The following is a 26,322-nucleotide window of genomic DNA, read 5'->3' on the forward strand; positions in this document are numbered from 1 at the left end:
GCGAGTGTCTCCGGGCCCTCAGGGCACCTCGGGACGGGTGAGCGCCCGCCCGTAGGGCTCCCCCGTCCGCCGGGCGTACGCCAACCGCTCGCGCACCTCCCGCAGGGTGCGCGGGCGGTACCCGGGGCCACCGCAGCAGCTCTTGTGGAAGGGGTAGGCGGGGGCCTCGGCGGTGAGCCAGGGGATCACCCGTCCGTCCGCCCCTGGGACGGACGGACGGGGAAGCGGAAGCGGCGGGGTGCACCCCGGAGCGGCGCCGTCAGGAGCCGTGCGCGAAAATGTGTACGCACGAGGGGCGTCGGCCTGGCAACATGGGCCGCCGCACTGTGCGTTGGTGCGCCGTGCGGCGCATGTCCTGGTCGAAGTGGTCCTGATCTAGGGGGAAACCGTGGCGGACTGGATCTACATCCTCAACCCGCACAGGGACGTCCTGGACCAGGAGCCGTGTGACAAGGAGAAGATCCTCAAGCTCGCGCTGGAGGATCCGGAGGCGGAGTTCTGGCTCAGCCGGCGCAACCGCATGGTGCCCGGGGACCGCGTCTGGTTCTTCTTCACCAGCCCCGACGCGGCGATCGCCGCCGTGGGCGAGGTCGACGAGGAGCCGCGGGCGGACCCCGACGACCCCGACGTCTCCTACCTGGTCCCGGTGACGCTGCTCGCCGAGGGGACGCAGGCGCTGTACCGCACCCCGGTGGGCCGCGACGAACTCGGCCTGGGCCAGGTCCGCTCGGTACAGAAGGTGAAGCCGGCCGCCCTGCCCCTGCTGCTCGCACGCGCCGGCCTCTGAGCGGCAGGCCCGGCGTCAGCCGGTGACCTCCGGCCCGACGGCGGCCGTACGGAAACCGGTTGGCGTCCGGCGGCCGCCGCTGCCACGCTGCCCCCATGCCCACCTTCACCGCCCCCGACGGCACCCGGCTCGCCTACCACCTCCTGGGAGACGCGGGGGAGGGAGCGGACGCGCCGCCGCTCGTCTGCCTCCCCGGCGGGCCCATGCGGGCCTCCTCCTACCTCGGCGACCTCGGAGGACTGGCCGCGCGGCGACCGCTCGTGCGGCTCGACCTGCGGGGGACGGGCGGGTCGGAGCGCCCCCGGGACGCGTCGTCGTACCGGTGCGACCGGCTCGTGGATGACGTGGAGGCGCTGCGCGGGGCGCTCGGCGCCGAACGGGTCGACCTGCTGGGGCACTCCGCCGGGGCCAACCTCGCCCTGCGCTACCTCGAACGGCACCCCGGGCGGGTCGCGCGGCTCGTGCTGGTGACGCCCAGTGTCATGGCGGTCGGTGTCGACATCGCACCGGAGGACCGGCTCGCCGCCGCCCGGCTGCGCAAGGACGAGCCCTGGTTCGACGTGGCCCACGGCGCGCTGGAGGGCATCACCCAGGGGCGGGCGACCCCTGAGGCGTGGGAGGTCATCAACCCCTTCTGGTACGGCCGTTGGGACGAGGCCGCGCAGGCCCTGCAGGCCGCCGACGCCGTGGAGAAGAACCACGACGCGATCCCCGTCTTCGCCGGTGAGGGTGCCTTCGCGCCGGACGTGACCCGCGCCGCGCTCGCCCGCTGCACCGCGCCCGTCCTGGTCCTGGCCGGGGAGACCGACGTCGCCGCGCCGCCCGCTGCCATGGCCGAGGTCGCCGGGCTGTTCCCCGCGGCCGAACTGGTCGTACAGGCCGGGGCGTCCCACCACCCGTGGCTGGACGATCCGGCGGCGTTCGTCGCGACCGTCGAGCGCTTCCTCGCCTGAGGCGGCCGACGGCCGCCCGTCCTCAGCGTCCGGCCGGCACCAGTTCGCGCATCCGTGCCACCGGCACCCGCCGCGCCACCCGCGAGGTGCGCCACAGCCACAGCACGTCCCGGCCGAACGACCAGAGCAGGGAGCCCAGGGCGAGCAGCACGATCCCGAAGTCCGCGAGGTGGGGCAGCAGTTCGGAGCCGGCCAGCAGCAGGCAGATGCCCTGGAGCGCGGCGACCGTCTTGCGGGCCACGGACGGGGGCAGCGGCGCGTTCAGCCAGGGCGCGAGCCGCGCCGCGGCGACGAACGCGTACCGCATCCCGCCGATCAGCAGCACCCACGGGCCCAACTGCGTGGAGACGTACACGCTGAGCACCAGGATCAGGAACGCGTCCACCTCCATGTCGAAGCGGGCGCCCAGCGCCGTCGAGGTGCCGGTGCGGCGCGCGACCTTGCCGTCGACGCCGTCGAGGACCAGCGCCACCGCGGTGAGGACCACCAGCAGCGCCACCGGCGGGCGGCCCGCGAAGGAGTCCGCGACCAGCGCCGTCACCCCGCCGACCAGGGTGGCCCGGCCGAGGGTGACCCGGTTGGCGGGGCCGAAGGAGCGCAGCCGGGAACGGTGCAGCGCCCGCGAGAGCACCGCCCAGCCGGCGACCGCGAAGGCCAGCCCGGCCAGCCAGCCGGCGATTCCCAGGCCGGTCGCCGAGCCGAGCAGGGCCAGCAACAGGATCTGCGCGCCCGCTCCCACAGCGGTCTCCTGCTGGACCAGCCTCGCGTCGTACGTGTTGTTCAGGGCCACCGCACACCCTCCGGCCGTGTGACAAGTCGATCAGCGCCGCGTACTGTGCGCGGCCTGTGCACACCTCGGTACGTGGAGACGTCGCCGATCGTTCAGGAGATCGTTCAGGAGGACGTGGATGAAGCGCAGCGCACGCGCGTTCTGGGTCGCCGGTCCGGGCGAGGGGGAGATCCGCGACACCCCGGTCGCCGCACCCGGTGAGGGCGAGGTGCTGGTGCGCGCCCTGTACTCGGGGGTCAGCCGCGGCACCGAGACCCTCGTCTTCCGCGGCGGGGTGCCCGAGAACCAGCGCTCCGTGATGCGGGCGCCCTTCCAGGAGGGCGACTTCCCCGGCCCGGTGAAGTACGGCTACCTCAGCGTCGGCGTCGTCGAGGAGGGGCCCGCCGCCCTCGTCGGGCGCACGGTGTTCTGCCTGTACCCGCACCAGACGCGGTACGTCGTCCCCGCCGAGGCCGTCACCGTCGTACCGGACGCCGTGCCCGCCGCACGGGCCGTACTGGCCGGCACCGTGGAGACCGCGGTGAACGCGCTCTGGGACGCGGCCCCGCTGGTCGGCGACCGGATCGCGGTGGTCGGCGGCGGCATGGTCGGCTGCTCGGTGGCCGCGCTGCTCGCCCGCTTCCCCGGTGTGCGCACGCAGTTGGTGGACGCCGACCCGTCCCGCGCGAAGACCGCCGAGGCCCTCGGCGTGGACTTCGCCCTGCCCGGGGACGCGCGCGGTGACTGCGACCTCGTCGTCCACGCCAGCGCCACCGAACAGGGCCTGACCCGCTCGCTGGAGCTGCTCGCCGCCGAGGGCACCGTCGTCGAACTGAGCTGGTACGGCGACCGCAGGGTGAGCCTGCCGCTCGGCGAGGCCTTCCACTCGCGGCGGCTGACCGTGCGCAGCAGCCAGGTCGGCACCGTCTCCCCGGCCCGCGCCCGCCGCAGCTACGCCGACCGGCTCGCCCTCGCCCTCGACCTGCTCGCCGACCCGGCGCTGGACGCCCTCGTCACCGGCGAGTCCGCCTTCGAGGAACTGCCCGCGGTCCTGCCGAAGCTGGCCTCGGGGGAGATCCCCGCGCTCTGCCACCGCGTGCGCTACCCGTCCGACGACTGACCCCGGGCGACGCCGCACCGCCTGACCTGAGAAAAGAGTGCGGAGCGGCTGAACACGGGGAAGCGATGAGCCGTACTACACGGCATCCGCCGGCGGTGATGGCCGGCGGACCAGACGCGCCGCACCTGGAGGGTCGTCCGTTGTTCAGTGTCACCGTCCGCGATCACATCATGATCGCCCACAGCTTCCGCGGTGAGGTCTTCGGACCCGCGCAGCGCCTGCACGGAGCGACGTTCCTCGTGGACGCCACCTTCCGCCGGGAACAGCTGGACGCCGACAACATCGTCGTCGACATCGGCCTGGCCACCCAGGAACTCGGCGCGGTCGTCAGCGAGCTCAACTACCGCAACCTCGACGACGAACCCGACTTCGCCGGGATCAACACGTCCACCGAGTTCCTGGCCAAGGTCATCGCGGACCGGCTCGCCGAGCGCATCCACCAGGGCGCGCTGGGCGAGGGCGCCCGGGGCGTCGCGGGCCTGAGCGTCACGCTCCACGAGTCGCACGTCGCGTGGGCGAGTTACGAGCGTGCCCTGTGACCGAGACGACCCTGCGCGCGCCGAAGCGGCTGGACCACGTCCCCGCCCAGGCCGCCGCCCCGACGAACGGGGGGATCATCCCCATGTCCCTGCGCACCGTGCACTTCGTGATGCCGGGCGGCGTCGCCGACCCGTCCCGGCCGAGCGGCGGCAACGCCTACGACCGACGCGTCTGCCTGGACCTGCCCGGCTTCGGCTGGCAGGTGCGCGGCCACCTCGTGGACGGCGACTGGCCCCGCCCCGGCGCCGACGCCCGGGCCGCGCTCGCCCGCACGCTCGCCGACCTGCCCGACGGCACCGCGGTCCTGCTCGACGGACTGGTCGCCTGCGGCGTCCCGGAGGTCGTCGTCCCCGAGGCCGCACGGCTGCGCCTCGCGGTCCTCGTCCACCTGCCCCTCGGCGACGAGACGGGCCTCGCGCCCGAGGTCGCCGCCGACCTCGACGCCCGCGAGCGGACCGTCCTGCGCGCGGTCACCGCGGTCGTCGGCACCAGCGACTGGGCGGTCCGCCGCCTCGTCTCCCACCACGGCCTGGCCCCCGACCGCGTCCACGTCGCCGCCCCCGGCGCCGACATCGCGCCCCTCGCCTCCGGCACCGACGGCGTCTCCCGCCTGCTGTGCGTGGCCGCCGTGACCCCGCGCAAGGGACAGCACCGGCTGGTCGAGGCGCTGGCCGCGGTGCGCGACCTTCCGTGGAGCTGCGTGTGCGTCGGCGGGCTCGACCAGGACCCGGAGTACGTCGCCCACCTGCGGCGGCTGATCGACGAGCACGGTCTCGCCGACCGGCTCCACCTGGCGGGCCCCCGGTCCGGCGCCGACCTCGACGCCAGCTACGCGTCCGCCGACCTGATGGTCCTCACCTCCTACGCCGAGACGTACGGCATGGCCGTCACCGAGGCCCTGGCGCGCGGCATCCCCGTGCTCGCCACCGACGTCGGCGGGCTGCCCGAGGCGGTCGGCCGGGCCCCCGACGGGGGCGTGCCCGGCATCCTGGTCCCGCCGGAGGACCCGGCGGCGCTGGCGGCGGAACTGCGCGGCTGGTTCGGCGAACCCGATGTACGGCGCCGGCTCAAGGCCGCCGCCCGCGGCCGCCGCTCGGCCCTGAACGGCTGGGCGTCCACCGCCCGCAGCCTGGCCGGCGTCCTCGGCCGGCTCCCCGGCGAACCCCGGAGGGCCGCATGAGGAGGACGACGGCGACACCGGCGGACCTCGCGCGACGAGCGGGAGGCGGGCGCATACCGTCGCAGCCCGGGCCGCGGGGCGCCGGGAACCTGACGGAGGTGGACGCGGTGACACAGGACGGCCACAGGCACCCGGGGCCCGCGGTGACGCCGGACGGGCCGGCCGGCCCGGGGCCCACGGTGGTGTCGGACGCGCGGACCGGCCCCGGGACGGCGGCGGCACCGGCCGGACCGACGGACCCGCGGTCCGCGGCGGCACCGGCCCGGCCCACCGACCCGGGGTCCGTGATCCCGGGGGCCGGACCCGTCGGCCCCGAACAGCCCACCGTACGGCTGCGCGAGACCGGCCCCGACGAGCCGCCGCGCTACGCGCCCGAGTGGCTCCAGCTGCGCGAGGGCGCCGACGCGTCCGCGCGCGCCCTGGACCTGCTGGACCCGCTGCGCATCCGGCTCGCCAACCTGCCCGGCCGCACCGGCGGGGCCGTCGTGCACGACCTGGGCTGCGGCACCGGCTCGATGGGCCGCTGGCTCGCCCCGCGCCTGGACGGCGCCCAGCACTGGGTGCTGCACGACCGCGACCCCTACCTGCTGCACTTCGCCGCCGTGGCCTCCCCGCGCGCCGCCGCCGACGGCAGCCGGGTCACCGTGGAGACCCGGCGCGGTGACGTCGCCCGGCTCACCCCGGACGCGCTGGCCGGCGCGTCCCTGGTGACCGCCTCGGCCCTGCTGGACGTCCTCACCCGCGAGGAGGTCGGGACCCTGGCCGCCGCCTGCGCGGGCGCCGGCTGCCCGGCCCTGCTCACCCTCTCCGTCGCCGGCCGCGTCGAACTGGCCCCGGCCGACCCGCTGGACGAGGAGATCGCCGCGGCGTTCAACGCGCACCAGCGGCGGGACGGGCTGCTCGGCCCGGACGCGGTCACCGTGGCCGCCGAGGCGTTCGCCGACCGGGGCGCCACGGTCAAGATCCAGCCGAGCCCCTGGCGGCTCGGCCCCGCCGAGGCGGCCCTGACGGCGCAGTGGCTGCGCGGCTGGGTCGGCGCCGCCGTGGAGCAACGCCCCGAACTCGCCGCCCGCGCCGAGCGCTACCTCGCCGCCCGCCTGGCCGCGTGCGCCGCGGGCGACCTCCACGTCACCGTCCACCACAGCGACCTCCTCGCCCTGCCCCGCCCGACGGGCGGCCACCGATGACCGCGGCCACGCGGAACACGACGCCGTCGGCGGCGACTTCGCAGACGCACCCAACGGACGTGCGGGAGGCGACCGCGGGGGCGAGCCCGACGGCCCCGCGCGTACTGCCCGTCCTGCGGCGGCACCTCGGCACGGTCACCGGTGTCGTCATCATGGCCGTGCTGCTGTGGCGCATGGGCACCGGCGTCCTCCTGGACGGACTGGAGCGCGTCGACGCGACGGCCCTGCTCCTCGGGCTCGGCATTGGGCTCGTGACGACGGTGTTCAGCGCCTGGCGCTGGGCGCTGGTGGCGCGCGGGCTGCGGATCCGGCTGCCGCTCGGCGCGGCCGTCGCCGACTACTACCGGGCGCTGTTCCTCAACGCGGCCCTGCCCGGCGGCATCCTCGGCGACGTCCACCGGGCCGTGCGGCACGGGCAGAGCGAGGGCGACGTGGGCCGCGGGGTGCGCACCGTCGTCCTGGAGCGCGCCGCGGGGCAGATCGCCCTCGCCGTCGTGGGCGCCGCGGTGCTGCTGACCGTGCCGTCACCGGTCAGGGCGGACGTACGGCACGTCGTCCCGCTCGCCGCCCTGGCCGGCGTCGGCGCGCTCGCCGTGCTGGTCGCCCTGCGCATGAACCGTGCCGCGCCCGCGCCCACCGGGGGCCATCGGCTGCGGGCGGCGCTCGCCGAGGCACGCGAGGGCCTGCTGTCCCGCCGCAACGGTCCGGGCGTCGCGCTGTCGTCGCTGGTCGTACTGGCCGGGCACGTGGCGGTGTTCGTCGTCGCGGCCCGGGTCGCCGGGTCCGGCGCTCCGGTGCTGTCGCTGCTGCCGCTGGCCGTGCTCGCGCTGCTCGCGATGGGCGTCCCGCTGAACGTCGGCGGGTTCGGACCCCGCGAGGGGGTCACCGCCTGGGCGTTCGGCGCGGCCGGACTCGGCGCGGGCACCGGACTGTCGGTGGCCGTCGTGTACGGCGTGCTGAGCTTCGTGGCCGCGCTGCCGGGCGCCGTCGTCCTGGCCGCCCGCTGGTACGCGGGCCTGCGGACGCGGACCGCCGCGACGACGGCACCCCGGCACGAGGTGACCCCCGAGGCCGTTGCGGTACCGGTTCCCGGCCCCGCCCCCGAGGCCCGTTATCCGCGCTCGCCCCCCGCGGACTCCGCTCCCTCGGTCAGCAGCGAGAAGTACGCGCCGAAGGAATCCGCCAGGCTCGCCAGGATGTCCTTCCCCTTGTCCGCGGACCCCAGGGAAGGACGGCCGATGACGCCCGAATCGGTATAGGCGGACATTCCCGTGGTGAGCAGGTGGCGGCGGTCGTCCGCGACGAAGTCGGCGGATTCGTACCCGGGCCGGACCACGTCCGGGTGGGCGTGCAGCAGGATCGACGTCTCGATCTCCCCGGCGTGCATGTCGGTGAGCAGGGACGTGACCACCCCGGCCCGCCCGCACGCCGTCTCCCAGTCCTCCGGGGCCGGGAACAGCGCCATCCGCTCGCCGCGGGCGGAAGCCTCCTGGACGACGTTGCCGAGCACGTAGTTCCCGCCGTGCCCGTTGACCACCACCAGGGCCTCGACGCCCGAGCGGCGCAGTGACGCCGCGATGTCCCGTACCACCGCGTGAAGGGTCACGGAGGAAATGCTGACGGTTCCCGGCCAGGCCGCGTGCTCGTGCGAGCAGGCGATGGTCACGGGCGGAAGGAGGTGCACCGGGTACGCTCCGGCGATCTCCCCGGCGACGGCACAGGCGACGAGGGTGTCGGTGGCGAGCGGCAGGTACGGGCCGTGCTGCTCGAAGCTGCCGACCGGCAGGACCGCGACCCGCGGTGCCGCGCCCGCCCCGAGCGCCCGTACGTCCTCGGTGGTGTCCGCCGGCAGCGGACCGTACGCCACCGACCGCATCCGCGAACCACTCATCTCTTCCCGGCCCTCCGTCTGACGCTTAGGAACCAGATCATGACAGAAAAAATCGGCGTACTCGGCACGAAGGCACCCCAGCGCACGGGCGCGGAACGGGTGGTGAACGCCCCGCTGCCGACCGTCTACGGGAAGTTCCAGGCGGTCGGTTACCTGGACCACGACCGCGGTGACGAACAAGTCGCCCTGGTGTACGGGGACATCGGCAGCGAGGACGTGCTCACCCGGCTGCACTCCGAATGCCTCACTGGGGACGCCTTCGGTTCGCAGCACTGCGAGTGCGGCGACCAACTCGCCGCCGCGCTGCGGGCGGTCGTCGCGGAGGGCAGCGGCATCGTCGTCTACCTGCGCGGTCACGAGGGCCGGGGGATAGGACTGCTGGCCAAGCTGCGCGCGATGGCCCTGCAGGCGGAGGGCCTGGACACGGTCGAGGCGAACCTGGCGCTGGGCCTGCCGGTGGACGCCCGCGACTACGGCGTGGCCGCGGAGATCCTGCGTGACCTGGGCGTGCGCTCGGTGCGGCTGATGTCGAACAACCCCCGCAAGCGCGAGGCGCTCACCGACCAGGGCATCCAGGTGACGGAGACGGTGCCGCTGCTGATCCCGCCGTGCGAGAACAACATCACCTACCTGCGCACCAAGCGGGAGCGCATGGACCACCACCTGCCCCACCTGGACGCGGTGGCCCACTGGTCCTGACCGCCCCGCCCGGCCACGCGCGCCGGGCGGCACCCCTGCCGCCTGCTCCAGCCTCGTCGAAGCGGTGCTGGAGCAGGCTCACGCCGCCGGGAGGCCCCTCGCCTCAGTCGACGACCGCCTCGTGGACCAGGCGCTTGAGGTCCTGGTAGAGCGGGTGGGAGGAGCGGGGGCGGACCTGGGTCATGAACTGGACCGTGAGGTCGCGGGTCGGGTCGACCCAGAAGGTCGTGGTCGCCACGCCGCTCCAGCCATAGGTGCCGAGCCCGGCCGGGGCCCGGGTGCGGGACGGGTCGACGACCACGGAGACGCCGAGGCCGAAGCCGACGCCGTCGTTGCCGGGCTCGTCGTGGGCCGGGCGGCTGCCGAAGGACCTGAGGTCGGCGCCGTCCGGGAGGTGGTTGCGGGTCATCAGGTCGACCGTGCCCGGCGACAGCAGCCGCACTCCGTCCACCTCCCCCCGCCGCCGCAGGAGTTCCATGAAGCGGTGCACGTCGTGGGCGCTCGCCACCAGGCCGCCGCTGCCGGACAGGAAGCGCGGCCGGCCGTCGCGCAGGGGCAGCCCCGCGACCGGCGTGATGCCGCCGTCCTCGGTCTCGCCGTACAGCTCCGACAGCCGGTCCGCCCGCGCGTCGTCGACGCAGAACCCGGCGTCGGTCATGCCGAGCGGGCGCAGCACCCGCTCGGCGATCACGTCGTCCAGCGGCTGTCCCGCCACCACCTCCAGGAGCCGGCCGAGGACGTTGGTGGCGACCGAGTAGTTCCACTGGGTGCCCGGCTCGAACTGCAGCGGCAGCGAGGCGTACACGTCGACCGTGCCGGCCAGGTCCTCGCCCGGCGCGACCGAGGAGTCCAGGCCGGCCTCCCGGTACAGCGCGTCCACCGGGTGGCAGTGGTAGAAGGCGAAGGTCAGGCCCGCGGTGTGGGTGAGCAGATGCCGGACCAGGACCGGTCCGTCGGCCGGCCGGGTCACCAGGTCGGGCCCCGAGCCGCCGACGTACACGCGCGGCTCGGCGAAGGCCGGCAGGTGGTCGGCGACCGGGTCGTCCAGCGAGAGCCGGCCCTCCTCGACCAGGGTCAGCGCGGCGACGGTGGTGACGGGCTTGGTCATGGAGTAGATCCGCCACAGGGTGTCCGGCTCCACCGGCAGCCCCGCGGCGACGTCACGGTGTCCGTGCGTGGTGAGGTGGGCGACGCGGCCGCCGCGCGCGACGGCCACGAGGAAGCCGGGCAGCCGGCCCTCGTCGACCTCCCGGGCGAGGTGCCGGTCCAGGCGGTCCAGCGCCTTCTCGTCCAGCCCGGCCTCGCTCGGGTCCACCTCTTGCCGCAGACGTGCCATCGTTCTCCTCCGGTCCCGTTCCTCGAGGTGCGATCCGTCGTACCCCGCGCGGACGCCCCTCAGACGTCATCGTGGCGCAGTGATCGCGGCCGCGGAACCGTTTCAGCGGTGGTGCAGGAATGCGCGCCGCCGCCGCGCGGGTTCTCCCCACATGACTCAGGACACGACGCACCACGCACTGCTCGCGCTGCTCTCCGACGGGCGCAACGGCGTACTGGTCACCCTCAAGCGCGACGGGCGGCCGCAGTTGTCGAACGTGAGCCACCACTACGACCCGGACGAGGGGGTCCTGCGGATCTCCGTGACCGACGACCGGGCCAAGACCCGCAACCTGCGCCGCGACCCCCGCGCGTCGTACCACGTCTCCGCGCCCGACCACCGCGCCTACACGGTCGCCGAGGGCACCGCGGAGCTCTCGCCGGTGGCCCGGGACCCCTACGACGACACGGTGGAGGAGCTGGTGCGCCTGTACCGGGACGTCCTCGGCGAGCACCCGGACTGGGACGACTACCGCGCCGCGATGGTCCGCGACCGCCGCCTGGTGGTCCGGCTGCGCGTCGAGCGGGCGTACGGCATCCCGCGGGGCGCGAACCAGGGCTGAACCGGCCCCCGGTCAGGGGCGGGTCCCGGCGGTGCGGGCCTCCAGGGCGTGCAGGACGGCCACCATGTCCGCGTCGCCGTGGCCCAGCTTCACCGTCTCCTCGAACAGGGCGTGACAGGTGTCCAGGAGCGGGGAGGCGAGGCGGGCGGCGCGGGCGGACTCCGCGATCAGACGGTTGTTCTTCAGGACGTCCAGGGCCGCCGCCTGCACCGCGAAGTCGCCGTGCAGCAGCTTGGGCGCCTTCATCCGGGAGACCGCGCTGGCCATCGGGCCCGCGTCCAGGACGTCCAGGAACAGCCCCCGGTCCAGGCCCTGCCGGTCCGCGAAGTGGAACGCCTCGGTGAGGCCGGTGACCTGGGTGATCAGGAACAGGTTCACCGCGAGCTTCATCAGCAGCGCGCCGGGCGCCGGGCCGCACACGAACGTCTCCCGGCACAGCGGCGCGAGCAGCGGCCGCACGGCCGCGACCGCGTCGTCGTCGCCGGCCAGCATCGCGACCAACTGCCCCTGCTGCGCGGGCACCCGGGAGCCGGAGACGGGGGCCTCGACGTACCTCCCGCCGGCCGCGTGGACGTCGGCGGCCAGCGCGCCGGAGTACTCGGGCGAGGTGGTGCCCATGTGGACGACCGTCCGCCCCCGCACCCGCCCGGCGAACTCCGCCGTGTCACGGGCCAGTACCGCGTCCACGGCGGCCTCGTCGGCCAGCATCAGGAACGCCACCTCCGTGCGCGCGAACACCTCGGCGGCGTCGGCGGCCACCTCGGCGCCGGCCGCGCGCAGCGGTTCGGCGCGGGCGGGGGTCCGGTTCCAGACCAGCAGGGGGGTGCCGGCGTGGGCGAACCGCAGGGCCATGGGCGTGCCCATCACACCGAGACCGAGGAAACCGACGTGCACGGCGGGTCCGCCTTCCGCTCCGGGCGCCCCGGGCCTTCGTCCCCGGGCCGCTATGACCGTGGTCATAGTAGCGCCCTCTATGACGCCGGTCATAGGATGGCGGCGAGTGCGAGGAGGTCGTATGCCCGGGTCGTCGGAACGCGGACCGCGCGAGCGGATGGTCTTCAGCGCCGCCCAGCTCATCCGGCGCGACGGCGTCGCCGCGACCGGCATGCGGGAGGTCGCCGAGCACGCCGGCGCCCCCCGCGGCTCGCTCCAGCACTACTTCCCCGGCGGCAAGCGGCAGTTGGTGGGGGAGGCGGTCGGCTGGGCCGGACGGTACGCCGGCCGCCGCGTCGCCCGCTTCCTGGCCGAGCTGTCCCGTACCGGGACGCCCACCCCCTCGGGGCTGTTCGCGGCGATGGTCCGGCAGTGGACCGAGGAGTACGAGGCCGACGGGTACGGCACGGGCTGCCCGGTGGCCGCCGCGACCACGGAGTGCGCGGCCACGGACGCGGACACCCGCCGGGCCGCGGCCACGGCGTTCGCCACGTGGACCGCCCCGGTCGCCGCGGCCCTGACCGACATGGGCGTCCCCGCCGCCCGCGCGGCCTCCCTGGCCACGCTCATGATCAGCGCCCTGGAGGGCGCGATCCTCATCGCCCGCGCCGAACAGGACAGCCGGGCCCTGACGACGGTCGTGGCGGAGCTGGCCCCCCTGCTGGACGGCGCGGCGGCCGCGGGCTGAGCCGGACGGACGCGGTCAGGGGCGGCTGACGGCGCGGGTCACGCCCGCGACGACCGCCGTGGCGAGGATCCAGCCGGTCAGGACGAGGACGTACGACAGCCACTGGTACCCGCCGGCCGGGGCGAAGGCGCCCTCCTGGCCGAAGGAGATCACCGGCAGCAGCAGGTCCAGGGTGAAGAACACCGGGTTGAACGGCGGTCCCTCACCCGCCTTCAGGGGCGGCGGGTGGTGCGCGGCGAACGCGACCGAGCCGACCGCGAGCAGCGACAGCAGCCAGCCCAGCGCCCGCAGCGGCCGGAAGCCGTAGCCGACGGTGGCGTCCTGGACGTGCCCCCACAGCCGCCCGTACCAGGGCAGGGTGGAGCGGTGCCGGCGCTGCTTGGCCAGCTGCACGAGCCGCGCGGCGCCTTCGTCGCCGATCCGGCGGTACGCGGCGGTCAGCTCCTCGTAGGCCTGCGGGATGTACCCGTCACGGTCCCGGGCCAGCAGGGGCAGCCGGCGTCCGGCGGGCTCGTGCGGCGCGAGGGAGGTGTAGGAGAGGTCCGCGACCATCACCTCGGCGGGCACCGACCCCGGCTCCAGCAGCAGCATCCCGATCCGCGCCCGGCGCAGGTTCAGGGTGCCCTCCATCGGCGGTGCCTTGCGCAGCCACAGCTCACCGAGCGTGGCGCTGCCGGCCCGCAGCCCCGGCCCGCCGGGGTTGACCAGACGGCAGTACGACAGGTCCAGGCGGCCCCCGATCCGGGCGCCGCGCAGCCCGAACCAGCCGTGCACCTCGGCGGACCGCAGCAGCACCTGCCCCTCGACGGCGAGGCCCTCGGCGTCCACGGCGGCCTCCCCGGTGCCGGTCAGCCGGGCGTCGGTCAGGTTGACGGACCCGGCGACGGTGGCGCCGCTCAGCCGGACCCACCCGTGGGTGCGCAGCCCCGGGGCCCACACGTCGGCGCCGATCACCGCCTGGTTGAGCTGGAGCACCGGCTCCTCGGCGTCGGGTGCGAGGACCTGCGCGCCCTCCAGGTACAGGCTGCCGTCGACGCGTGTCCCGCCGAGCCGCACGACCCCGGTGCAGCGGGTCCGGGTCAGCCGGAGCACGCCCTCGACGTGGACGGCGTGGGCGACGAGGCCCGGCAGCGCGGACTCGCTCAGGTTGAGTTCGCGCAGCCGGGCGGCGTAGCAGCGCAGCGGCTCGGCGAAGTGGCAGTGGCGCAGCCGTACCGGGTGCTCGACCGTCGCGTACTGCAGGTCGAGCCGGCCGGTGACGCGGGCGCCCGCGAGGTCCAGCGCCGGGATCCCACCGCCCGGGGGCGGGGCGTCCAGCAGCAGGGCGCGCAGCACCTCGCCGCGCACGGTGCGCTCCGGTCCCCACAGCGGGCCGTCGCGGGAGGGGTCGTCGCCGGGGGACTCCCTCAGGTCGACCGGTGTGCCCGTGGCGAACGCCGCACGGACACGCCGTTCGGCCGGGGTCAGTTCGTCGCTCTCCATCAGCGGCCATCCGACCCGGCGGGGCCGCTCCTGTCAACGCCCGCGCGCGGCCCGCGCCTTGGCGTGGGGGACCCCGATCGGGGTCCCCCGGCGGTGCTACTCCTTGGCCGACTCGACGGCGTGTCCGCCGAACTGGTTGCGCAGCGCGGCGACCATCTTCATCTGCGGGGAGTCCTCCTGGCGGGAGGCGAACCGCGCGAAGAGGGAGGCGGTGATCGCGGGCAGCGGCACGGCGTTGTCGATGGCGGCCTCCACCGTCCAGCGCCCCTCACCGGAGTCCTCGGCGTAGCCGCGCAGCCGGTCGAGGTGCTCGTCGTCGTCGAGGGCGTTGACGGCGAGGTCGAGGAGCCAGGAGCGGATGACGGTGCCCTCCTGCCAGGAGCGGAAGACCTCGCGGACGTTCTCCACGGAGTCGATCTTCTCCAGCAGTTCCCAGCCCTCGGCGTAGGCTTGCATCATCGCGTACTCGATGCCGTTGTGGACCATCTTGGAGAAGTGGCCCGCGCCGACCTTGCCCGCGTGGACGTAGCCGTAGGGGCCCTCCGGCTTGAGCGCGTCGAAGATCGGCTGGAGCCGGTCGACGTGCTCCTTCTCGCCGCCGACCATGAGCGCGTAGCCGTTCTTCAGGCCCCACACACCGCCGGAGACGCCCGCGTCGACGAAGCCGACGCCCCGCTCGCCGAGCTCCGCGGCGTGCTTCTCGTCGTCCGTCCAGCGGGAGTTGCCGCCGTCGACGACCGTGTCGCCGCTCTCCAGCAGGCCGCCCAGCTCGTCGATGACGGACTGGGTGGCGGCGCCGGCCGGCACCATCACCCAGACGGTGCGGGGTGCTTCGAGCTTGTCGACGAGTTCGGCGAGGCTCGCCACGTCCGAGACGTCGGGGTTGCGGTCGTAGCCGATGACGGTGTGGCCCGCGCGGCGGATCCGCTCGCGCATGTTGCCGCCCATCTTGCCGAGACCGATCAGTCCGAGCTGCATGTCCGTGATCACTTCCTGAGTTCGCGGTAGGCGGCCACGAGGGCGGCGGTGGAGGCGTCCAGGCCGGGGACGTCGGCGCCCTCGGTGAGGGCGGGTTCGACGCGCTTGGCGAGGACCTTGCCCAGCTCCACGCCCCACTGGTCGAAGGAGTCGATGTCCCAGATCGCGCCCTGGACGAACACCTTGTGCTCGTACAGCGCGATGAGCTGGCCGAGCACCGACGGGGTCAGCGCGGTGGCCAGGATGGTCGTGGTCGGGTGGTTGCCCTTGAAGGTGCGGTGGGCGACCTGCTCCTCGGCCACGCCCTCGGCGCGGACCTCGTCGGCGGTCTTGCCGAACGCGAGGGCCTGGCCCTGCGCGAACAGGTTGGCCATCAGCAGGTCGTGCTGCGCCTTCAAGGTGTCGCCCAGCTCGTCGACCGGGCGGGCGAAGCCGATCAGGTCGGCGGGGATGAGCTTGGTGCCCTGGTGGATGAGCTGGTAGTAGGCGTGCTGTCCGTTGGTGCCGGGGGTGCCCCAGACGACCGGTCCGGTCTGCCACTGCACCGGGCGGCCCTCGCGGTCCACCGACTTGCCGTTGGACTCCATGTCCAGCTGCTGGAGGTAGGCGGTGAACTTGGACAGGTAGTGGCTGTAGGGCAGCACCGCGTGCGACTGGGCGTCGAAGAAGTTGCCGTACCAGACGCCCAGCAGGCCCAGCAGCAGCGGGGCGTTGGCCTCGGCCGGGGCGGTGCGGAAGTGGTCGTCGACGATGCGGAACCCGTCGAGCATCTCCCGGAACCGGTCCGCGCCGATCGCGATCATCAGCGACAGGCCGATCGCCGAGTCGAAGGAGTACCGGCCGCCGACCCAGTCCCAGAACTCGAACATGTTGGCCGTGTCGATGCCGAACTCGGTGACCTTCTCGGAGTTCGTCGACAGCGCCACGAAGTGCTTGGCGACCGCCTTTTCGTCGCCGCCCAGGCCCTCCAGGAGCCAGGTGCGCGCCGAGGTGGCGTTGGTGATCGTCTCGATGGTGGTGAACGTCTTGGAGGCGACGATGAACAGCGTCTCCGCCGGGTCCAGGTCACGGGTCGCCTCGTGCAGGTCCGCCCCGTCCACGTTGGACACGAACCGGACCGTCAACTCCCGGTCGGTGTACGGGCGCAGCACCTCGTAGGCCATCGCCGGGCCGAGGTCGGAGCCGCCGATGCCGATGTTGACGACGTTCCTGATCCGCCGGCCGGTGTGCCCGGTCCACTCCCCGGAGCGCACCCGCTGCGCGAAGTCGGCCATCCGGTCCAGCACCGCGTGCACGGCCGGGACGACGTTCTCGCCGTCCACCTCCACCACCGCGCCCGCCGGGGCCCGCAGCGCGGTGTGCAGCACCGCCCGACCCTCGGTGATGTTGATCTTCTCACCGCGGAACATCGCGTCCCGCAGCCCGAACACGTCGGTGGCGGTGGCCAGTTCCTGCAGCAGCGACAGCGTCTCGTCGGTGATCAGGTGCTTGGAGTAGTCGATGCGCAGGTCACCGACGCGCACCACGTAGCGCTCCGCGCGCCCGGGGTCCGCCGCGAACAGCTCGCGCAGGTGCGGCTGCCAGTGCGCGCGGTGGTCCTCCAGGGCGGCCCACTCGGGCCGGCGCGTGAGCAACGGGGTCTCAGACATGGGCGGGGGTCTCCTCGTGGGCCTCGCCGCGCAGGGCGACGGCGTACATCTCGTCGGCGTCGAGGCGGCGCAGCTCCTCGGCGATGAGTTCGGAGGTGGAGCGCACCTTCAGCGCGAGGGTGCGCGACGGCTGGCCCGGCAGGGACAGCGTGGCCAGCGGGCCCTCCGGCCGGTCGATCACGACCTCGCCGTCGGCGGTGCCCAGCCGTACGGCGGTGACGACCGGGCCCTCGGAGACCACCCGGTCCACCGGCACCCGCAGCCGCGCCTCCAGCCAGCGGGCCAGCAGCTCGGCGGCCGGGTTCTCCGCCTCGGCCTCCACCGCGGCGGAGACGACCGGCACCCGGGCCTGGTCCAGGGCCGCGGCCAGCATCGAGCGCCACGGGGTGAGCCGCGTCCACGCGAGGTCGGTGTCGCCGGGGGCGTAGGAGCGGGCCCGGTCCTGAAGGGTGCGCAGCGGGTCGTCCACCGCGTACAGGTCGGTGATCCTGCGCTGCGCGAGGGCGCCCAGCGGGTCCTTGGAGGGCACCTCGGGCGCGTCCACCGGCCACCACACGACGACCGGGGCGTCCGGCAGCAGCAGCGGCAGCACCACCGAGTCGGCGTGGTCGGACACCTCGCCGTAGGTGCGCAGCACCACCGTCTCCCCGGTGCCCGCCTCGGAGCCCACCCGGACCTCGGCGTCCAGCCGCGACCCGGTGCGCTCGCGGGAGGTGCGGGCGTGCCGCTTGATGACGACCAGGGTGCGCGAGGGGTGCTCGTGCGAGGCCTCCTCGGCCGCCTTGAGGGCGTCGTAGGCGTTCTCCTCGTCCGTGACGATGACCATCGTCAGGACCATGCCCACGGCCGGGGTGCCGATGGCACGGCGGCCCTGCACCAACGCCTTGTTGATCTTGCTTGCCGTGGTGTCGGTCAGGTCGATCTTCATGGCCTGCGCCAGCTCCGTCCGTCTCGTGCGAGCATCTCGTCCGCTTCCTCGGGTCCCCAGCTGCCCGACGCGTACTGGGCCGGCCTGCCGTGCGTCGCCCAGTACTCCTCGATCGGGTCGAGGATCTTCCAGGACTCTTCCACTTCCTGGTGGCGCGGGAACAGGTTGGCGTCGCCGAGCAGCACGTCCAGGATGAGGCGCTCGTACGCCTCGGGACTGGACTCGGTGAACGACTCGCCGTACGCGAAGTCCATCGTCACGTCCCGGATCTCCATGGACGTGCCCGGCACCTTCGAGCCGAAGCGGACGGTGATGCCCTCGTCCGGCTGGACCCGGATGACGATGGCGTTGGAGCCCAGCTCCTCGGTGGCCGTCGAGTCGAACGGCGAGTGCGGGGCGCGCTGGAAGACCACCGCGATCTCCGTGACCCGCCGCCCCAGGCGCTTGCCGGTGCGCAGGTAGAAGGGCACGCCCGCCCAGCGGCGGTTGTCCACGTTCAGCCGGACGGCGGCGTAGGTGTCGGTCGTGGAGGCCGGGTCGATGCCCTCCTCCTCCAGGTAGCCGGGCACCTGGGCGCCGCCCTGCCAGCCGGCCGCGTACTGGCCGCGCACCGTGTGCCGGCCCAGCTCCTCGGGCAGCTTCACCGCCTTGAGCACCTTCAGCTTCTCGGTGAGCAGGGAGGACGCGTCGAACGAGGCCGGCTCCTCCATCGCGGTGAGCGCCATCAGCTGCAGCAGGTGGTTCTGGATGACGTCCCGGGCCGAGCCGATGCCGTCGTAGTAGCCCGCCCGGCCGCCGATGCCGATGTCCTCCGCCATGGTGATCTGGATGTGGTCGACGTACGACCGGTTCCAGATCGGCTCGAACATCGTGTTGGCGAACCGCAGCGCCAGGATGTTCTGGACGGTCTCCTTGCCCAGGTAGTGGTCGATGCGGAACACCTGGTCGGGCGCGAACACGTCGTGCACGATGGCGTTCAGCTGCTGGGCGCTGGCCAGGTCGTGGCCGAACGGCTTCTCGATGACCGCCCGCCGCCAGGAGCCCTCCGGCCCCTTGGCCAGGCCGTGCTTCTTCAGCTGCTCGACGACCTTGGGGAAGAACTTCGGCGGCACGGAGAGGTAGAACGCGAAGTTGCCGCCGGTGCCGCGCGAGGAGTCCAGTTCCTCGACCGCGTCGCGCAGCTGCTTGAAGGCGGTGTCGTCGTCGAAGTCGCCGGGGACGAACCGCATGCCCTCGGCGAGCTGCTGCCAGACCTCCTCGCGGAACTCGGTGCGCGCGTGCTCACGCACCGCGTCGTGCACGACCTGCGCGAAGTCCTGGTCCGCCCAGTCGCGGCGGGCGAAGCCGACCAGCGAGAAGCCCGGCGGCAGCAGACCCCGGTTGGCCAGGTCGTACACGGCCGGCATCAGCTTCTTGCGGGACAGGTCACCCGTGACCCCGAAGATCACGAGCCCCGACGGGCCGGCGATCCTCGGCAGCCGCCGGTCGCGCGCGTCCCGGAGCGGGTTGGTCCACACGGGGGTGGTCATTCCGCGTCAACTCCCTTGCTGTCGAGTGACTTCGTGACCGCGTCCAGCAGCTCCTGCCAGGCCGCCTCGAACTTGGCGACGCCCTCGTCCTCCAGCCGCCGCACCACCTCGTCGTAGGAGATGCCGAGGCGCTCGACGGCCGCGAGGTCGGCGCGGGCCTGCGCGTAACCGCCGGTGACGGTGTCACCGCTGATGACACCGTGGTCGGCGACCGCGTTCAGGGTGGCCTCCGGCATCGTGTTGACGGTGCCGGGCGCGACCAGCTCGTCCACGTACAGGGTGTCCTTGTAGGCGGGGTCCTTCACCCCGGTGGACGCCCACAGCGGGCGCTGCTTGGTGGCCCTCGCCCCGGCGAGCGCGAGCCAGCGCGGCCCGGAGAAGACCTCCTCGTACGCCGCGTAGGCCAGGCGGGCGTTCGCCAGGGCCGCACGGCCCTTGAGCGCCAGGGCCTCCTCGCTGCCGAGGACGGTGAGCCGCTTGTCGATCTCGCTGTCCACGCGGGAGACGAAGAACGAGGCCACCGAGTGGATCGTGGACAGGTCCAGGCCCCGGGCGGCGGCCTTCTCCAGACCGGCCAGGTAGGCGTCCATGACCTGGCCGTAGCGCTCCAGCGAGAAGATCAGCGTGACGTTGACGCTGATGCCGAGGCCGATGACCTCGGTGATCGCCGGCAGGCCCGCCTTCGTCGCGGGGATCTTGACCATCACGTTGGGGCGGTCCACCAGCCAGGCCAGCTGCTTGGCCTCGGCGACCGTGGCCCGGGTGTCGTGCGCCAGGCGCGGGTCGACCTCGATGGAGACCCGGCCGTCCCGGCCGCCGGTCGCGTCGTACACCGGGCGCAGCACGTCGGCGGCGGCCCGCACGTCGGCGGTCGTCATCATGCGGACGGCCTCGTCGACGGTGACCCGGCGCGCCGCCAGGTCGGCCAGCTGCTCCTCGTAGCCCTCACCGGAGCCGATGGCCGCCTGGAAGATCGACGGGTTGGTGGTGACGCCGACGACGTGGCCGGTGCGGACGAGCTCGGCGAGGTTGCCGCTCTCGATGCGCCGGCGCGACAGGTCGTCGAGCCAGATCGACACGCCCTCGGCGGACAGCCGCTCCAGGGGCCCCGCGCTCGGCGCGGTGGATTCGGTCACTGTGATCATCTTCTTTCGGCGGTCGGATCAACCGCGGGTGGCGGCCAGGGATTCCCGGGCCGCGGCGGCGACGTTCTCGGGGGTGAAGCCGTACTCGGCGAACAGGGTCTTGGCGTCGGCGGAGGCACCGAAGTGCTCCAGCGACACGATGCGGCCGGCGTCGCCGACGTAGCGGTACCAGGTCAGGCCGATCCCGGCCTCGACCGCGACGCGGGCCCGGACGGCGGGCGGCAGGACGCTCTCGCGGTAGGCGCGCGGCTGCTCCTCGAACCACTCCACCGACGGCATCGACACCACGCGCGTGCCGGTCCCCTCGGCCTCCAGCAGCTCGCGGGCGGCGACCGCCAGCTGCACCTCGGAACCGGTGGCGACGATGATCACCTCCGGGGTCTCGGTGGACGACTCGCGCAGCACGTAGCCGCCCTTGGCCGCGTCCGGGTTCGGCGCGTACGTCGGCACGCCCTGGCGGGTCAGCGCGAGCCCGTGCGGGGCCGGGTGCGTGGCGTGCCTCTTCAGGATCTCGGCCCAGGCGGCCGCGGTCTCGTTGGCGTCCGCCGGGCGGACGACGTTCAGGCCCGGAATGGCCCGCAGTGCGGCCAGGTGCTCGACCGGCTGGTGCGTCGGGCCGTCCTCGCCGAGGCCGATGGAGTCGTGCGTCCACACGTACGTCACCGGCAGCTGCATCAGCGCCGACATGCGCACCGCGTTGCGCATGTAGTCGGAGAACGTCAGGAAGGTGCCGCCGTAGATCCGGGTGTTGCCGTGCAGGGCGACGCCGTTCATCTCCGCGGCCATGGAGAACTCGCGGATGCCGAAGTGGACCGTACGGCCGTACGGGCTCGCCTCGGGCAGCGGGTTGCCCTCCGGCAGGAAGGAGCTGGACTTGTCGATGGTGGTGTTGTTCGAGCCGGCCAGGTCGGCGGAGCCGCCCCACAGCTCGGGCAGGACCGGGCCGAGCGCCTGGAGGACCTTGCCGGAGGCGGCCCGGGTGGCGACGGACCCGCCCTCCTCGAAGACCGGCAGGGACTCCTCCCAGCCCTCGGGCAGCTGACCGGCCACGACCCGGTCGAAGAGGCGGGCGCGCTCGGACTCGCCGTCCCGCCACCCGGCGAGCTGCTTGTCCCAGGCCGCGTGCGCCTCGGCGCCCCGGTCCAGGGCCCGGCGGGTGTGGGCCAGCACCTCGTCGGCCACCTCGAAGGACCGCTCCGGGTCGAAGCCGAGGACGCGCTTGGTGGCGGCGACCTCGTCCGCGCCGAGCGCGGAGCCGTGGGCGGCCTCGGTGTTCTGCGCGTTCGGGGCGGGCCAGGCGATGATCGTGCGCATCGCGATGATCGAGGGGCGGCCGGTCTCCGCCCTGGCCGCCGTGAGGGCCGCGTACAGGGCGTGCACGTCGATGTCGCCGTTCTCGGCGGGCTCGATGCGCTGGGTGTGCCAGCCGTACGCCTCGTACCGCTTGAGGACGTCCTCGGAGAAGGCGGTGGCGGTGTCGCCCTCGATGGAGATGTGGTTGTCGTCGTAGAGGAAGACCAGGTTGCCCAGCTTCTGGTGGCCGGCCAGCGACGACGCCTCGCCGGAGACGCCCTCCTGGAGGTCTCCGTCGGAGACGATCGCCCAGATCATGTGGTCGAACGGTGACTCGCCGGCCGGGGCCTCCGGGTCGAACAGGCCGCGCTCGTAACGGGCGGCCATCGCCATGCCGACGGCGTTGGCGGCGCCCTGGCCGAGCGGCCCGGTGGTGGTCTCCACGCCGGCGGTGTGCCCGTACTCGGGGTGGCCGGGGGTCTTGGAGCCGTGGGTGCGGAACGCCTTGAGGTCGTCGAGCTCCAACTCGTAGCCCGCGAGGTACAGCTGCGTGTACAGCGTCAGCGAGGTGTGGCCGGGGGAGAGGACGAAGCGGTCACGGCCGGTCCACTCCGGGTCCGCCGGGTCGTGCCGCATCACCTTCTGAAAGAGCGTGTACGCGGCCGGGGCCAGACTCATCGCCGTCCCCGGGTGGCCGTTGCCGACCTGCTGGACGGCGTCCGCCGCCAGCACCCGTGCGGTGTCGACGGCACGCCGGTCGATATCGGTCCACTCCAGGGTGTCGGGCGTCTGCGTGCTCATCTGGAGGCAGTCCCCTTCAAAAGGTTGCGGAACAGTGCGTCTTGCTGGTCAGACGCGTTCGACCTTAAAAGTCAGACTTTTCGTTCGGTAGGTCGGGGTGTGTCAGCCTGTGGTGAAAGTGGGACACCCCCGCCCCCGGACCCCGGCCGCACGGCGGCCCGAGCCCGTGCGGGGCGGTACGAGCGGCGTGAAAGCAGCGTGAAACAGATATGGCGGACATGGCGGACAGGCCGGGCTCCCGTGAGATGGCCCGGCCCGGCGGCCTCGCGCCTGACGGTGAGATCAGGACCTTCCCCTTCCCGGCCGACCTCAGCGTCGGCGGCGTCGGCATGCACGTCGGCCCGATGGGCACCGGCCGCACCTGGCGCGCCGCCGACGCGGCACCGGACCGCGTCCACCGGATCGACTTCCACGTCGTCATGCTGTTCTCCGCGGGACCCGTCCGGCACATGGTCGACTTCGCCGAGTACGAGGCGACCGCCGGGGACCTGCTCTGGATCCGGCCCGGACAGGTGCACCGCTTCTCCAGGAGCGTGTACCGCGGAACCGTCCTGACCATGCAACCCGGCTTCCTGCCACGCGCCACCGTCGAGGCGACCGGCCTGTACCGCTACGACCTCCCGCCGCTGCTGCGCCCCGACGCCGACCAGCTCACCGCACTGCGGGCCGCCCTGGCCCACCTGCAACGGGAGTACGAGGACACCGCCACCCTCCCGCTGAGCCTGCACACGGCCGTCCTGCGGCACGCCCTGACGGCCCTGCTGCTGCGCCTAGCGCACCTCGCGGCCAGTTCCGCCGAGGCCGAGCGCCGCGCCGACACCACCTTCAGCCTCTTCCGCGAGGCCGTGGAGGAGGACTTCCCCACCAACCACAGCGTCAGCGCCTACGCCGACGCGCTCGGTTACTCCCGGCGCACCCTGGTGCGCGCCGTACGCGCCGCGACCGGGCTGACCCCCAAGGCGTTCATCGACCGGCGGGTGGTACTGGAGGCCAAGCGTCTGCTCGCGCACAGCGACCTGCCGATCGGCCGGGTCGGCGCGGCGGTCGGCTTCCCCGACCCGGCGAACTTCTCCAAGTTCTTCCAGCAGCACACGGATCTGACGCCGGCGCAGTTCCGCGCGGAGATGCGCTGAGGGCACCCCCTCGCCCCCCGCCGCAACGGCCCGCGCACGCGCGGAACGGGCCCCGCTCGATGAGCGGGGCCCGTTCGCTGTGCGGGGGTGCGCGGGGAGGGCGCGGGGAGGGGCGCTGCGTCGGTGGCCCGACGTCGGCCGCGGGACGTCAGTGGCCGAAGGTGAGCCAGTTGACGTTCACGAAGTCGGCCGGCTGGCCGCTGCTGAACGTCAGGTACACGTCGTGCGTACCGGTCACCCCGCTGATGTTGGCCGGGACCGTCTTCCAGGTCTGCCAGCCACCGGTGTTGCCCACGGCGAAGCTGCCGATGGGCGCGTTGCTGCGGCTGTCCAGGCGCACCTCGACCAGACCGCTGACACCGCTCGCGGCGCCGCTCGCGACCCGGGCGGAGAACTGCCGTGCCGCGCTGGAGCCGAAGTTGACGCCCTTGTACAGGGCCCAGTCGCCGTTGGCCGCCCAGCCGACGTCCTGGCCGCCGCCGCTGTCGCTGGTGGTCTCGGTGCTCAGGCCGGACTGGCTGTCGTAGGACTCGGCCTGGATCGTGCCGTAGGCGTCACGGTTGCCCGACGGGGGAGGGGTGGTACCGCTCCCACCACCGCCGGACTGGAGCACCTGCACGTAGTCCACGACCATCGGGTGGCCCGGCTGGGTGTCGTTGTCCAGGCCGCCGCCGAACGCGTCCGGGAAGCCGCCGCCCATCGCCACGTTCAGGATGACGAAGTAGCCGTGGTTGGTGGCGTTGGCCCAGGTCGTGGCGTCCACCTGGTTGGCCGTCACCGTGTGGTAGTTGACGCCGTCGACGTAGAAGCGCAGCGCCTCCGGGCTCACCGAGCGGTCCCACTCCATGGCGTAGGTGTGGAAGCCGGACTGGCAGGTGGTGTTCGGGCAGGCGACGTTGTTGCCGATGCCGGTCGTCTCGTTGCACGGGCCGCCGGGGTTGGTGCCGCAGTGCAGGGTCGCCCAGACGCGGTTGAGGCCCTGGACGTTCTCCATGATGTCCATCTCGCCGACGGACGGCCAGTTCTGGTAGTTGCCGCGGTAGGGCGCGCCCAGCATCCAGAACGCCGGCCAGTAGCCCTCGGCGGCGGTGCCGGTGACGTTGGGCATCTGGATGCGGCCCTCGACGCGGAGCTTGCCGCCGGCCGGGGGCTGGAAGTCCGTGCGGACCGTCTCGATGCGGCCCGAGGTCCAGCGGCCCGAGGAGTCGCGCAGCGGCGTGATCTTCAGGTTGCCGCTGCCGTCGAGCGCGACGTTGCTGGTGCTGTTGGTCATCGTCTCGACCTCGCCGGTGCCCCAGTTGGCGGCGCCGCCCGGGTACGACGTGCCCAGGTCGTACTGCCAGTTGGAGGTGTTGATACCGGTGCCGGCGGCGCCGTTGAAGTCGTCGAGGAAGACCTGCGTCCAGCCCGAGGGCGGGGTGGGCGCCGAGGCGTTGGCGGACGGCGTGACGCCGGTCGCGACGGCGGCCGCGAGGCCGAGCGTGGACAGCACGGCGACGAGGACGCGCCGCCGTCTGGGGGTGCGGGGGCTTGTGGACATGGGGAGTGCCTCCCGGTACGGGTGAGGTGCGCGGGTGGCTCGGAGAGCGAATTGAGAGCGCTCTCAAAGCGACGCCAATGTGCTCCCCGACGGGCCGGTCGTCAAGACTTGAAACAAGGAAAGTGCATGAGGGCGGGGCGAGTTCACCCGATGAAGTGCCGTATCGACCCGTTGCGGCACCGCGGCGCCGTCGCGGGCGTCACTCGCGGGGCGGTGCCTTCACGTGGACTGCGGGTGGGGGTGGGGGTGGGGGTGGGGATGGGGGTGCGGGTCCGGGTGCAGGTGCGCGGGCGCGCCGGACGCGTCGGTCGTGTCGGTCCTGTCGGCCGTGTTGGCTTCGTCGGCCGTGCCCAGGCTCGCGAGCAGGCGCAGCCCGTCCTCGGCGGGGCTGCCGGGGGGCGCGGACAGCACGACCAGTTCCATGCCCGCCTCGTTCGGCAGGGCGAAGTTCTCCTGGTGCAGTTCCAGCAGTCCGACCAGCGGGTGCCGGTACGCCTTGCGCCCGTAGGTGCGGGCGCGCACGTCCGCGCGGGCCCACAGGCGGCGGAAGCGCTCGCTGCCCATCGCCAACTCGCCGACGAGGGAGGCCAGACGGGGATCCTCGGGGTACTTCCCCGCGGCCAGGCGCAGGTGCCCGACCACGTCGAGGGTGCAGGTCTCCCAGTCCGCGTAGAGACCGCGCTCGGCCTCCTCCAGGAAGAGGTGCCGTGCGGTGTTCAGGCCCGGCACCGGCCGGCCGTAGAGGAGCCCGGCGAGGCGGTTGGCGGCGAGCACGTCGAGGCGGTGGTTCGTGATCAGCGCGGGACCGTCGGCCACCAGGTCCAGGACGCGCAGCAGTTCGGGGCGGACCCGCCCGCCCGGCACCTTCGCGCGGCGGCGCTGGCAGGCGAGCCGGTGCAGGTGCTCGCGTTCGGTCTCGTCGAGGTCGAGGACCCGCGCGAGGGCGTCGAGGACCTGGTCGGAGGGCTGGGTCGCGCGGCCCTGCTCCAGTCGGACGTAGTAGTCGACGCTGACCCCCGACAGGTGCGCGACCTCCTCGCGGCGCAGCCCCTGGACCCGGCGTCGGCTGTCGGTGGGGATGCCGACGGCCGCCGGGTCGACGCGGGAGCGCCGGGTCCGCAGGAAGCCCGCGAGATCGTCCATGTCCCCAGTATGGCCGC

At 73.7% G+C, this 26,322-nt stretch carries 23 protein-coding genes and 2 pseudogenes; 11 read left to right on the forward strand and 14 right to left on the reverse strand.

Annotated elements, in window-relative coordinates; translation table 11 throughout:
- Nucleotides 1–18: 18 nt before the first annotated feature.
- A pseudogene (locus E4U91_RS30125) lies at nt 19–150 on the reverse strand (deoxyxylulose-5-phosphate synthase); the annotation flags it as partial.
- A 238-nt stretch (nt 151–388) separates the two neighbouring features.
- Between E4U91_RS30125 and E4U91_RS30130 the strand changes: the two are divergent.
- Both E4U91_RS30130 and E4U91_RS30135 read left to right on the forward strand, forming a co-directional pair.
- On the forward strand, nt 389–787 hold the full coding sequence (locus tag E4U91_RS30130; RefSeq protein ID WP_137309724.1) for a hypothetical protein: 399 nt from the start codon (nt 389–391) through the stop codon (nt 785–787).
- Nucleotides 788–882: 95 nt separating this feature from the next.
- Nucleotides 883–1,740, forward strand: a complete 858-nt coding sequence (locus E4U91_RS30135; RefSeq protein ID WP_137309725.1) for an alpha/beta fold hydrolase — start codon at nt 883–885, stop codon at nt 1,738–1,740.
- A 22-nt stretch (nt 1,741–1,762) separates the two neighbouring features.
- Here E4U91_RS30135 and E4U91_RS30140 read toward each other — a convergent pair whose 3' ends face one another.
- Entirely contained in the window at nt 1,763–2,530 is a 768-nt protein-coding gene (locus E4U91_RS30140; protein WP_137309726.1) for a CDP-alcohol phosphatidyltransferase family protein, read from the reverse strand.
- 118 nt (nt 2,531–2,648) lie between these two features.
- Between E4U91_RS30140 and E4U91_RS30145 the strand changes: the two genes are divergently transcribed.
- The 5 genes and pseudogenes from E4U91_RS30145 to E4U91_RS39240 all read left to right on the forward strand — a co-directional run.
- Entirely contained in the window at nt 2,649–3,629 is a 981-nt protein-coding gene (locus E4U91_RS30145) for a zinc-dependent alcohol dehydrogenase (protein ID WP_137309727.1), read from the forward strand.
- 140 nt (nt 3,630–3,769) lie between these two features.
- Nucleotides 3,770–4,168, forward strand: coding sequence for a 6-pyruvoyl trahydropterin synthase family protein (locus E4U91_RS30150; RefSeq protein WP_137309728.1), 399 nt, complete (start codon nt 3,770–3,772; stop codon nt 4,166–4,168).
- Nucleotides 4,165–5,349, forward strand: a complete 1,185-nt coding sequence (locus tag E4U91_RS30155) for a glycosyltransferase family 4 protein (RefSeq protein ID WP_137309729.1) — start codon at nt 4,165–4,167, stop codon at nt 5,347–5,349. Before E4U91_RS30150 ends, E4U91_RS30155 begins: the two co-directional genes overlap by 4 nt.
- Entirely contained in the window at nt 5,346–6,536 is a 1,191-nt protein-coding gene (locus E4U91_RS30160; protein WP_137309730.1) for a trans-aconitate methyltransferase, read from the forward strand. Before E4U91_RS30155 ends, E4U91_RS30160 begins: the two co-directional genes overlap by 4 nt.
- 173 nt (nt 6,537–6,709) lie before the next feature.
- Nucleotides 6,710–7,456, forward strand: a pseudogene (locus tag E4U91_RS39240) (lysylphosphatidylglycerol synthase domain-containing protein); the annotation flags it as partial.
- Between the two features lie 191 nt (nt 7,457–7,647).
- On the opposite strand, the gene E4U91_RS30170 reads toward E4U91_RS39240, so the two are convergent.
- Nucleotides 7,648–8,427, reverse strand: a complete 780-nt coding sequence (locus E4U91_RS30170; RefSeq protein ID WP_168218193.1) for a creatininase family protein — start codon at nt 8,425–8,427, stop codon at nt 7,648–7,650.
- 39 nt (nt 8,428–8,466) lie between these two features.
- On the opposite strand from E4U91_RS30170, the gene ribA reads away from it, so the two are divergent.
- Entirely contained in the window at nt 8,467–9,126 is a 660-nt protein-coding gene (ribA, locus tag E4U91_RS30175) for a GTP cyclohydrolase II (protein ID WP_137309732.1), read from the forward strand.
- A gap of 103 nt (nt 9,127–9,229) precedes the next feature.
- Here the strand turns inward: ribA and E4U91_RS30180 are convergent, their stop codons facing one another.
- The gene (locus E4U91_RS30180; RefSeq protein ID WP_137309733.1) at nt 9,230–10,462 is read right to left on the reverse strand and encodes a serine hydrolase domain-containing protein; all 1,233 of its coding nucleotides are present in this window, start codon (nt 10,460–10,462) and stop codon (nt 9,230–9,232) included.
- A gap of 151 nt (nt 10,463–10,613) precedes the next feature.
- Between E4U91_RS30180 and E4U91_RS30185 the strand changes: the two genes are divergently transcribed.
- Nucleotides 10,614–11,063, forward strand: a complete 450-nt coding sequence (locus tag E4U91_RS30185; protein WP_137309734.1) for a PPOX class F420-dependent oxidoreductase — start codon at nt 10,614–10,616, stop codon at nt 11,061–11,063.
- A gap of 12 nt (nt 11,064–11,075) precedes the next feature.
- Here the strand turns inward: E4U91_RS30185 and E4U91_RS30190 are convergent, their stop codons facing one another.
- Nucleotides 11,076–11,957 carry an NAD(P)-dependent oxidoreductase gene (locus E4U91_RS30190; protein ID WP_137309735.1) on the reverse strand — a complete coding sequence of 294 codons (882 nt, stop codon included), beginning with the start codon at nt 11,955–11,957 and terminating at the stop codon, nt 11,076–11,078.
- A gap of 121 nt (nt 11,958–12,078) precedes the next feature.
- Between E4U91_RS30190 and E4U91_RS30195 the strand changes: the two genes are divergently transcribed.
- Nucleotides 12,079–12,684, forward strand: coding sequence for a TetR/AcrR family transcriptional regulator (locus E4U91_RS30195; RefSeq protein WP_137309736.1), 606 nt, complete (start codon nt 12,079–12,081; stop codon nt 12,682–12,684).
- A 15-nt stretch (nt 12,685–12,699) separates the two neighbouring features.
- On the opposite strand, the gene E4U91_RS30200 is transcribed toward E4U91_RS30195, so the two are convergent.
- The 7 genes from E4U91_RS30200 to tkt all read right to left on the reverse strand — a co-directional run bounded on the left by E4U91_RS30200 (nt 12,700) and on the right by tkt (nt 22,489).
- Entirely contained in the window at nt 12,700–14,166 is a 1,467-nt protein-coding gene (locus tag E4U91_RS30200; RefSeq protein ID WP_137309737.1) for a membrane-associated oxidoreductase, read from the reverse strand.
- A 96-nt stretch (nt 14,167–14,262) separates the two neighbouring features.
- A complete protein-coding gene (gene gnd / locus E4U91_RS30205; protein WP_241678743.1) occupies nt 14,263–15,144 on the reverse strand; it encodes a phosphogluconate dehydrogenase (NAD(+)-dependent, decarboxylating) in 882 nt (293 codons plus the stop codon).
- An 8-nt stretch (nt 15,145–15,152) separates the two neighbouring features.
- On the reverse strand, nt 15,153–16,793 hold the full coding sequence (pgi, locus tag E4U91_RS30210; RefSeq protein ID WP_137309738.1) for a glucose-6-phosphate isomerase: 1,641 nt from the start codon (nt 16,791–16,793) through the stop codon (nt 15,153–15,155).
- A complete protein-coding gene (gene opcA, locus E4U91_RS30215; protein WP_137309739.1) occupies nt 16,786–17,721 on the reverse strand; it encodes a glucose-6-phosphate dehydrogenase assembly protein OpcA in 936 nt (311 codons plus the stop codon). The genes pgi and opcA overlap by 8 nt, the downstream gene beginning before the upstream one ends.
- On the reverse strand, nt 17,718–19,250 hold the full coding sequence (gene zwf, locus E4U91_RS30220) for a glucose-6-phosphate dehydrogenase (protein WP_137309740.1): 1,533 nt from the start codon (nt 19,248–19,250) through the stop codon (nt 17,718–17,720). Before zwf ends, opcA begins: the two co-directional genes overlap by 4 nt.
- Nucleotides 19,247–20,395: a transaldolase gene (gene tal, locus E4U91_RS30225; protein WP_137309741.1), complete on the reverse strand. Its 1,149-nt coding sequence runs from the start codon at nt 20,393–20,395 to the stop codon at nt 19,247–19,249. Before tal ends, zwf begins: the two co-directional genes overlap by 4 nt.
- An 18-nt stretch (nt 20,396–20,413) precedes the next feature.
- Nucleotides 20,414–22,489 carry a transketolase gene (gene tkt, locus E4U91_RS30230; RefSeq protein ID WP_137309742.1) on the reverse strand — a complete coding sequence of 692 codons (2,076 nt, stop codon included), beginning with the start codon at nt 22,487–22,489 and terminating at the stop codon, nt 20,414–20,416.
- Nucleotides 22,490–22,707: 218 nt separating this feature from the next.
- Here tkt and E4U91_RS30235 point away from each other — a divergent pair, with 218 nt between their 5' ends.
- Nucleotides 22,708–23,622, forward strand: coding sequence for a helix-turn-helix transcriptional regulator (locus E4U91_RS30235; RefSeq protein WP_404767872.1), 915 nt, complete (start codon nt 22,708–22,710; stop codon nt 23,620–23,622).
- Nucleotides 23,623–23,770: 148 nt separating this feature from the next.
- Here E4U91_RS30235 and E4U91_RS30240 read toward each other — a convergent pair whose 3' ends face one another.
- Entirely contained in the window at nt 23,771–25,162 is a 1,392-nt protein-coding gene (locus E4U91_RS30240; protein WP_137309744.1) for a glycoside hydrolase family 16 protein, read from the reverse strand.
- A gap of 219 nt (nt 25,163–25,381) precedes the next feature.
- Nucleotides 25,382–26,305, reverse strand: coding sequence for a helix-turn-helix transcriptional regulator (locus E4U91_RS30245; protein ID WP_137309745.1), 924 nt, complete (start codon nt 26,303–26,305; stop codon nt 25,382–25,384).
- Nucleotides 26,306–26,322: the final 17 nt, after the last annotated feature.

Source organism: Streptomyces lasalocidi (assembly GCF_005280215.1).
GTDB classification, from domain to species: domain Bacteria; phylum Actinomycetota; class Actinomycetes; order Streptomycetales; family Streptomycetaceae; genus Streptomyces; species Streptomyces longwoodensis.

Excerpts from the sequence above, each read along its gene's own strand:
- E4U91_RS30135 (WP_137309725.1), top strand. The coding sequence starts at position 883 with ATGCCCACCTTCACCGCCCCCGACGGCACCCGGCTCGCCTACCACCTC.
- E4U91_RS30145 (WP_137309727.1), top strand. The coding sequence starts at position 2,649 with ATGAAGCGCAGCGCACGCGCGTTCTGGGTCGCCGGTCCGGGCGAGGGG.
- E4U91_RS30160 (WP_137309730.1), top strand. The coding sequence starts at position 5,346 with ATGAGGAGGACGACGGCGACACCGGCGGACCTCGCGCGACGAGCGGGA.
- E4U91_RS30170 (WP_168218193.1), bottom strand. The coding sequence starts at position 8,427 with ATGAGTGGTTCGCGGATGCGGTCGGTGGCGTACGGTCCGCTGCCGGCG.
- ribA (WP_137309732.1), top strand. The coding sequence starts at position 8,467 with ATGACAGAAAAAATCGGCGTACTCGGCACGAAGGCACCCCAGCGCACG.
- E4U91_RS30180 (WP_137309733.1), bottom strand. The coding sequence starts at position 10,462 with ATGGCACGTCTGCGGCAAGAGGTGGACCCGAGCGAGGCCGGGCTGGAC.
- E4U91_RS30185 (WP_137309734.1), top strand. The coding sequence starts at position 10,614 with ATGACTCAGGACACGACGCACCACGCACTGCTCGCGCTGCTCTCCGAC.
- E4U91_RS30195 (WP_137309736.1), top strand. The coding sequence starts at position 12,079 with ATGCCCGGGTCGTCGGAACGCGGACCGCGCGAGCGGATGGTCTTCAGC.
- E4U91_RS30200 (WP_137309737.1), bottom strand. The coding sequence starts at position 14,166 with ATGGAGAGCGACGAACTGACCCCGGCCGAACGGCGTGTCCGTGCGGCG.
- gnd (WP_241678743.1), bottom strand. The coding sequence starts at position 15,144 with ATGCAGCTCGGACTGATCGGTCTCGGCAAGATGGGCGGCAACATGCGC.
- pgi (WP_137309738.1), bottom strand. The coding sequence starts at position 16,793 with ATGTCTGAGACCCCGTTGCTCACGCGCCGGCCCGAGTGGGCCGCCCTG.
- opcA (WP_137309739.1), bottom strand. The coding sequence starts at position 17,721 with ATGAAGATCGACCTGACCGACACCACGGCAAGCAAGATCAACAAGGCG.
- zwf (WP_137309740.1), bottom strand. The coding sequence starts at position 19,250 with ATGACCACCCCCGTGTGGACCAACCCGCTCCGGGACGCGCGCGACCGG.
- tal (WP_137309741.1), bottom strand. The coding sequence starts at position 20,395 with ATGATCACAGTGACCGAATCCACCGCGCCGAGCGCGGGGCCCCTGGAG.
- tkt (WP_137309742.1), bottom strand. The coding sequence starts at position 22,489 with ATGAGCACGCAGACGCCCGACACCCTGGAGTGGACCGATATCGACCGG.
- E4U91_RS30235 (WP_404767872.1), top strand. The coding sequence starts at position 22,708 with ATGGCGGACAGGCCGGGCTCCCGTGAGATGGCCCGGCCCGGCGGCCTC.
- E4U91_RS30240 (WP_137309744.1), bottom strand. The coding sequence starts at position 25,162 with ATGTCCACAAGCCCCCGCACCCCCAGACGGCGGCGCGTCCTCGTCGCC.
- E4U91_RS30245 (WP_137309745.1), bottom strand. The coding sequence starts at position 26,305 with ATGGACGATCTCGCGGGCTTCCTGCGGACCCGGCGCTCCCGCGTCGAC.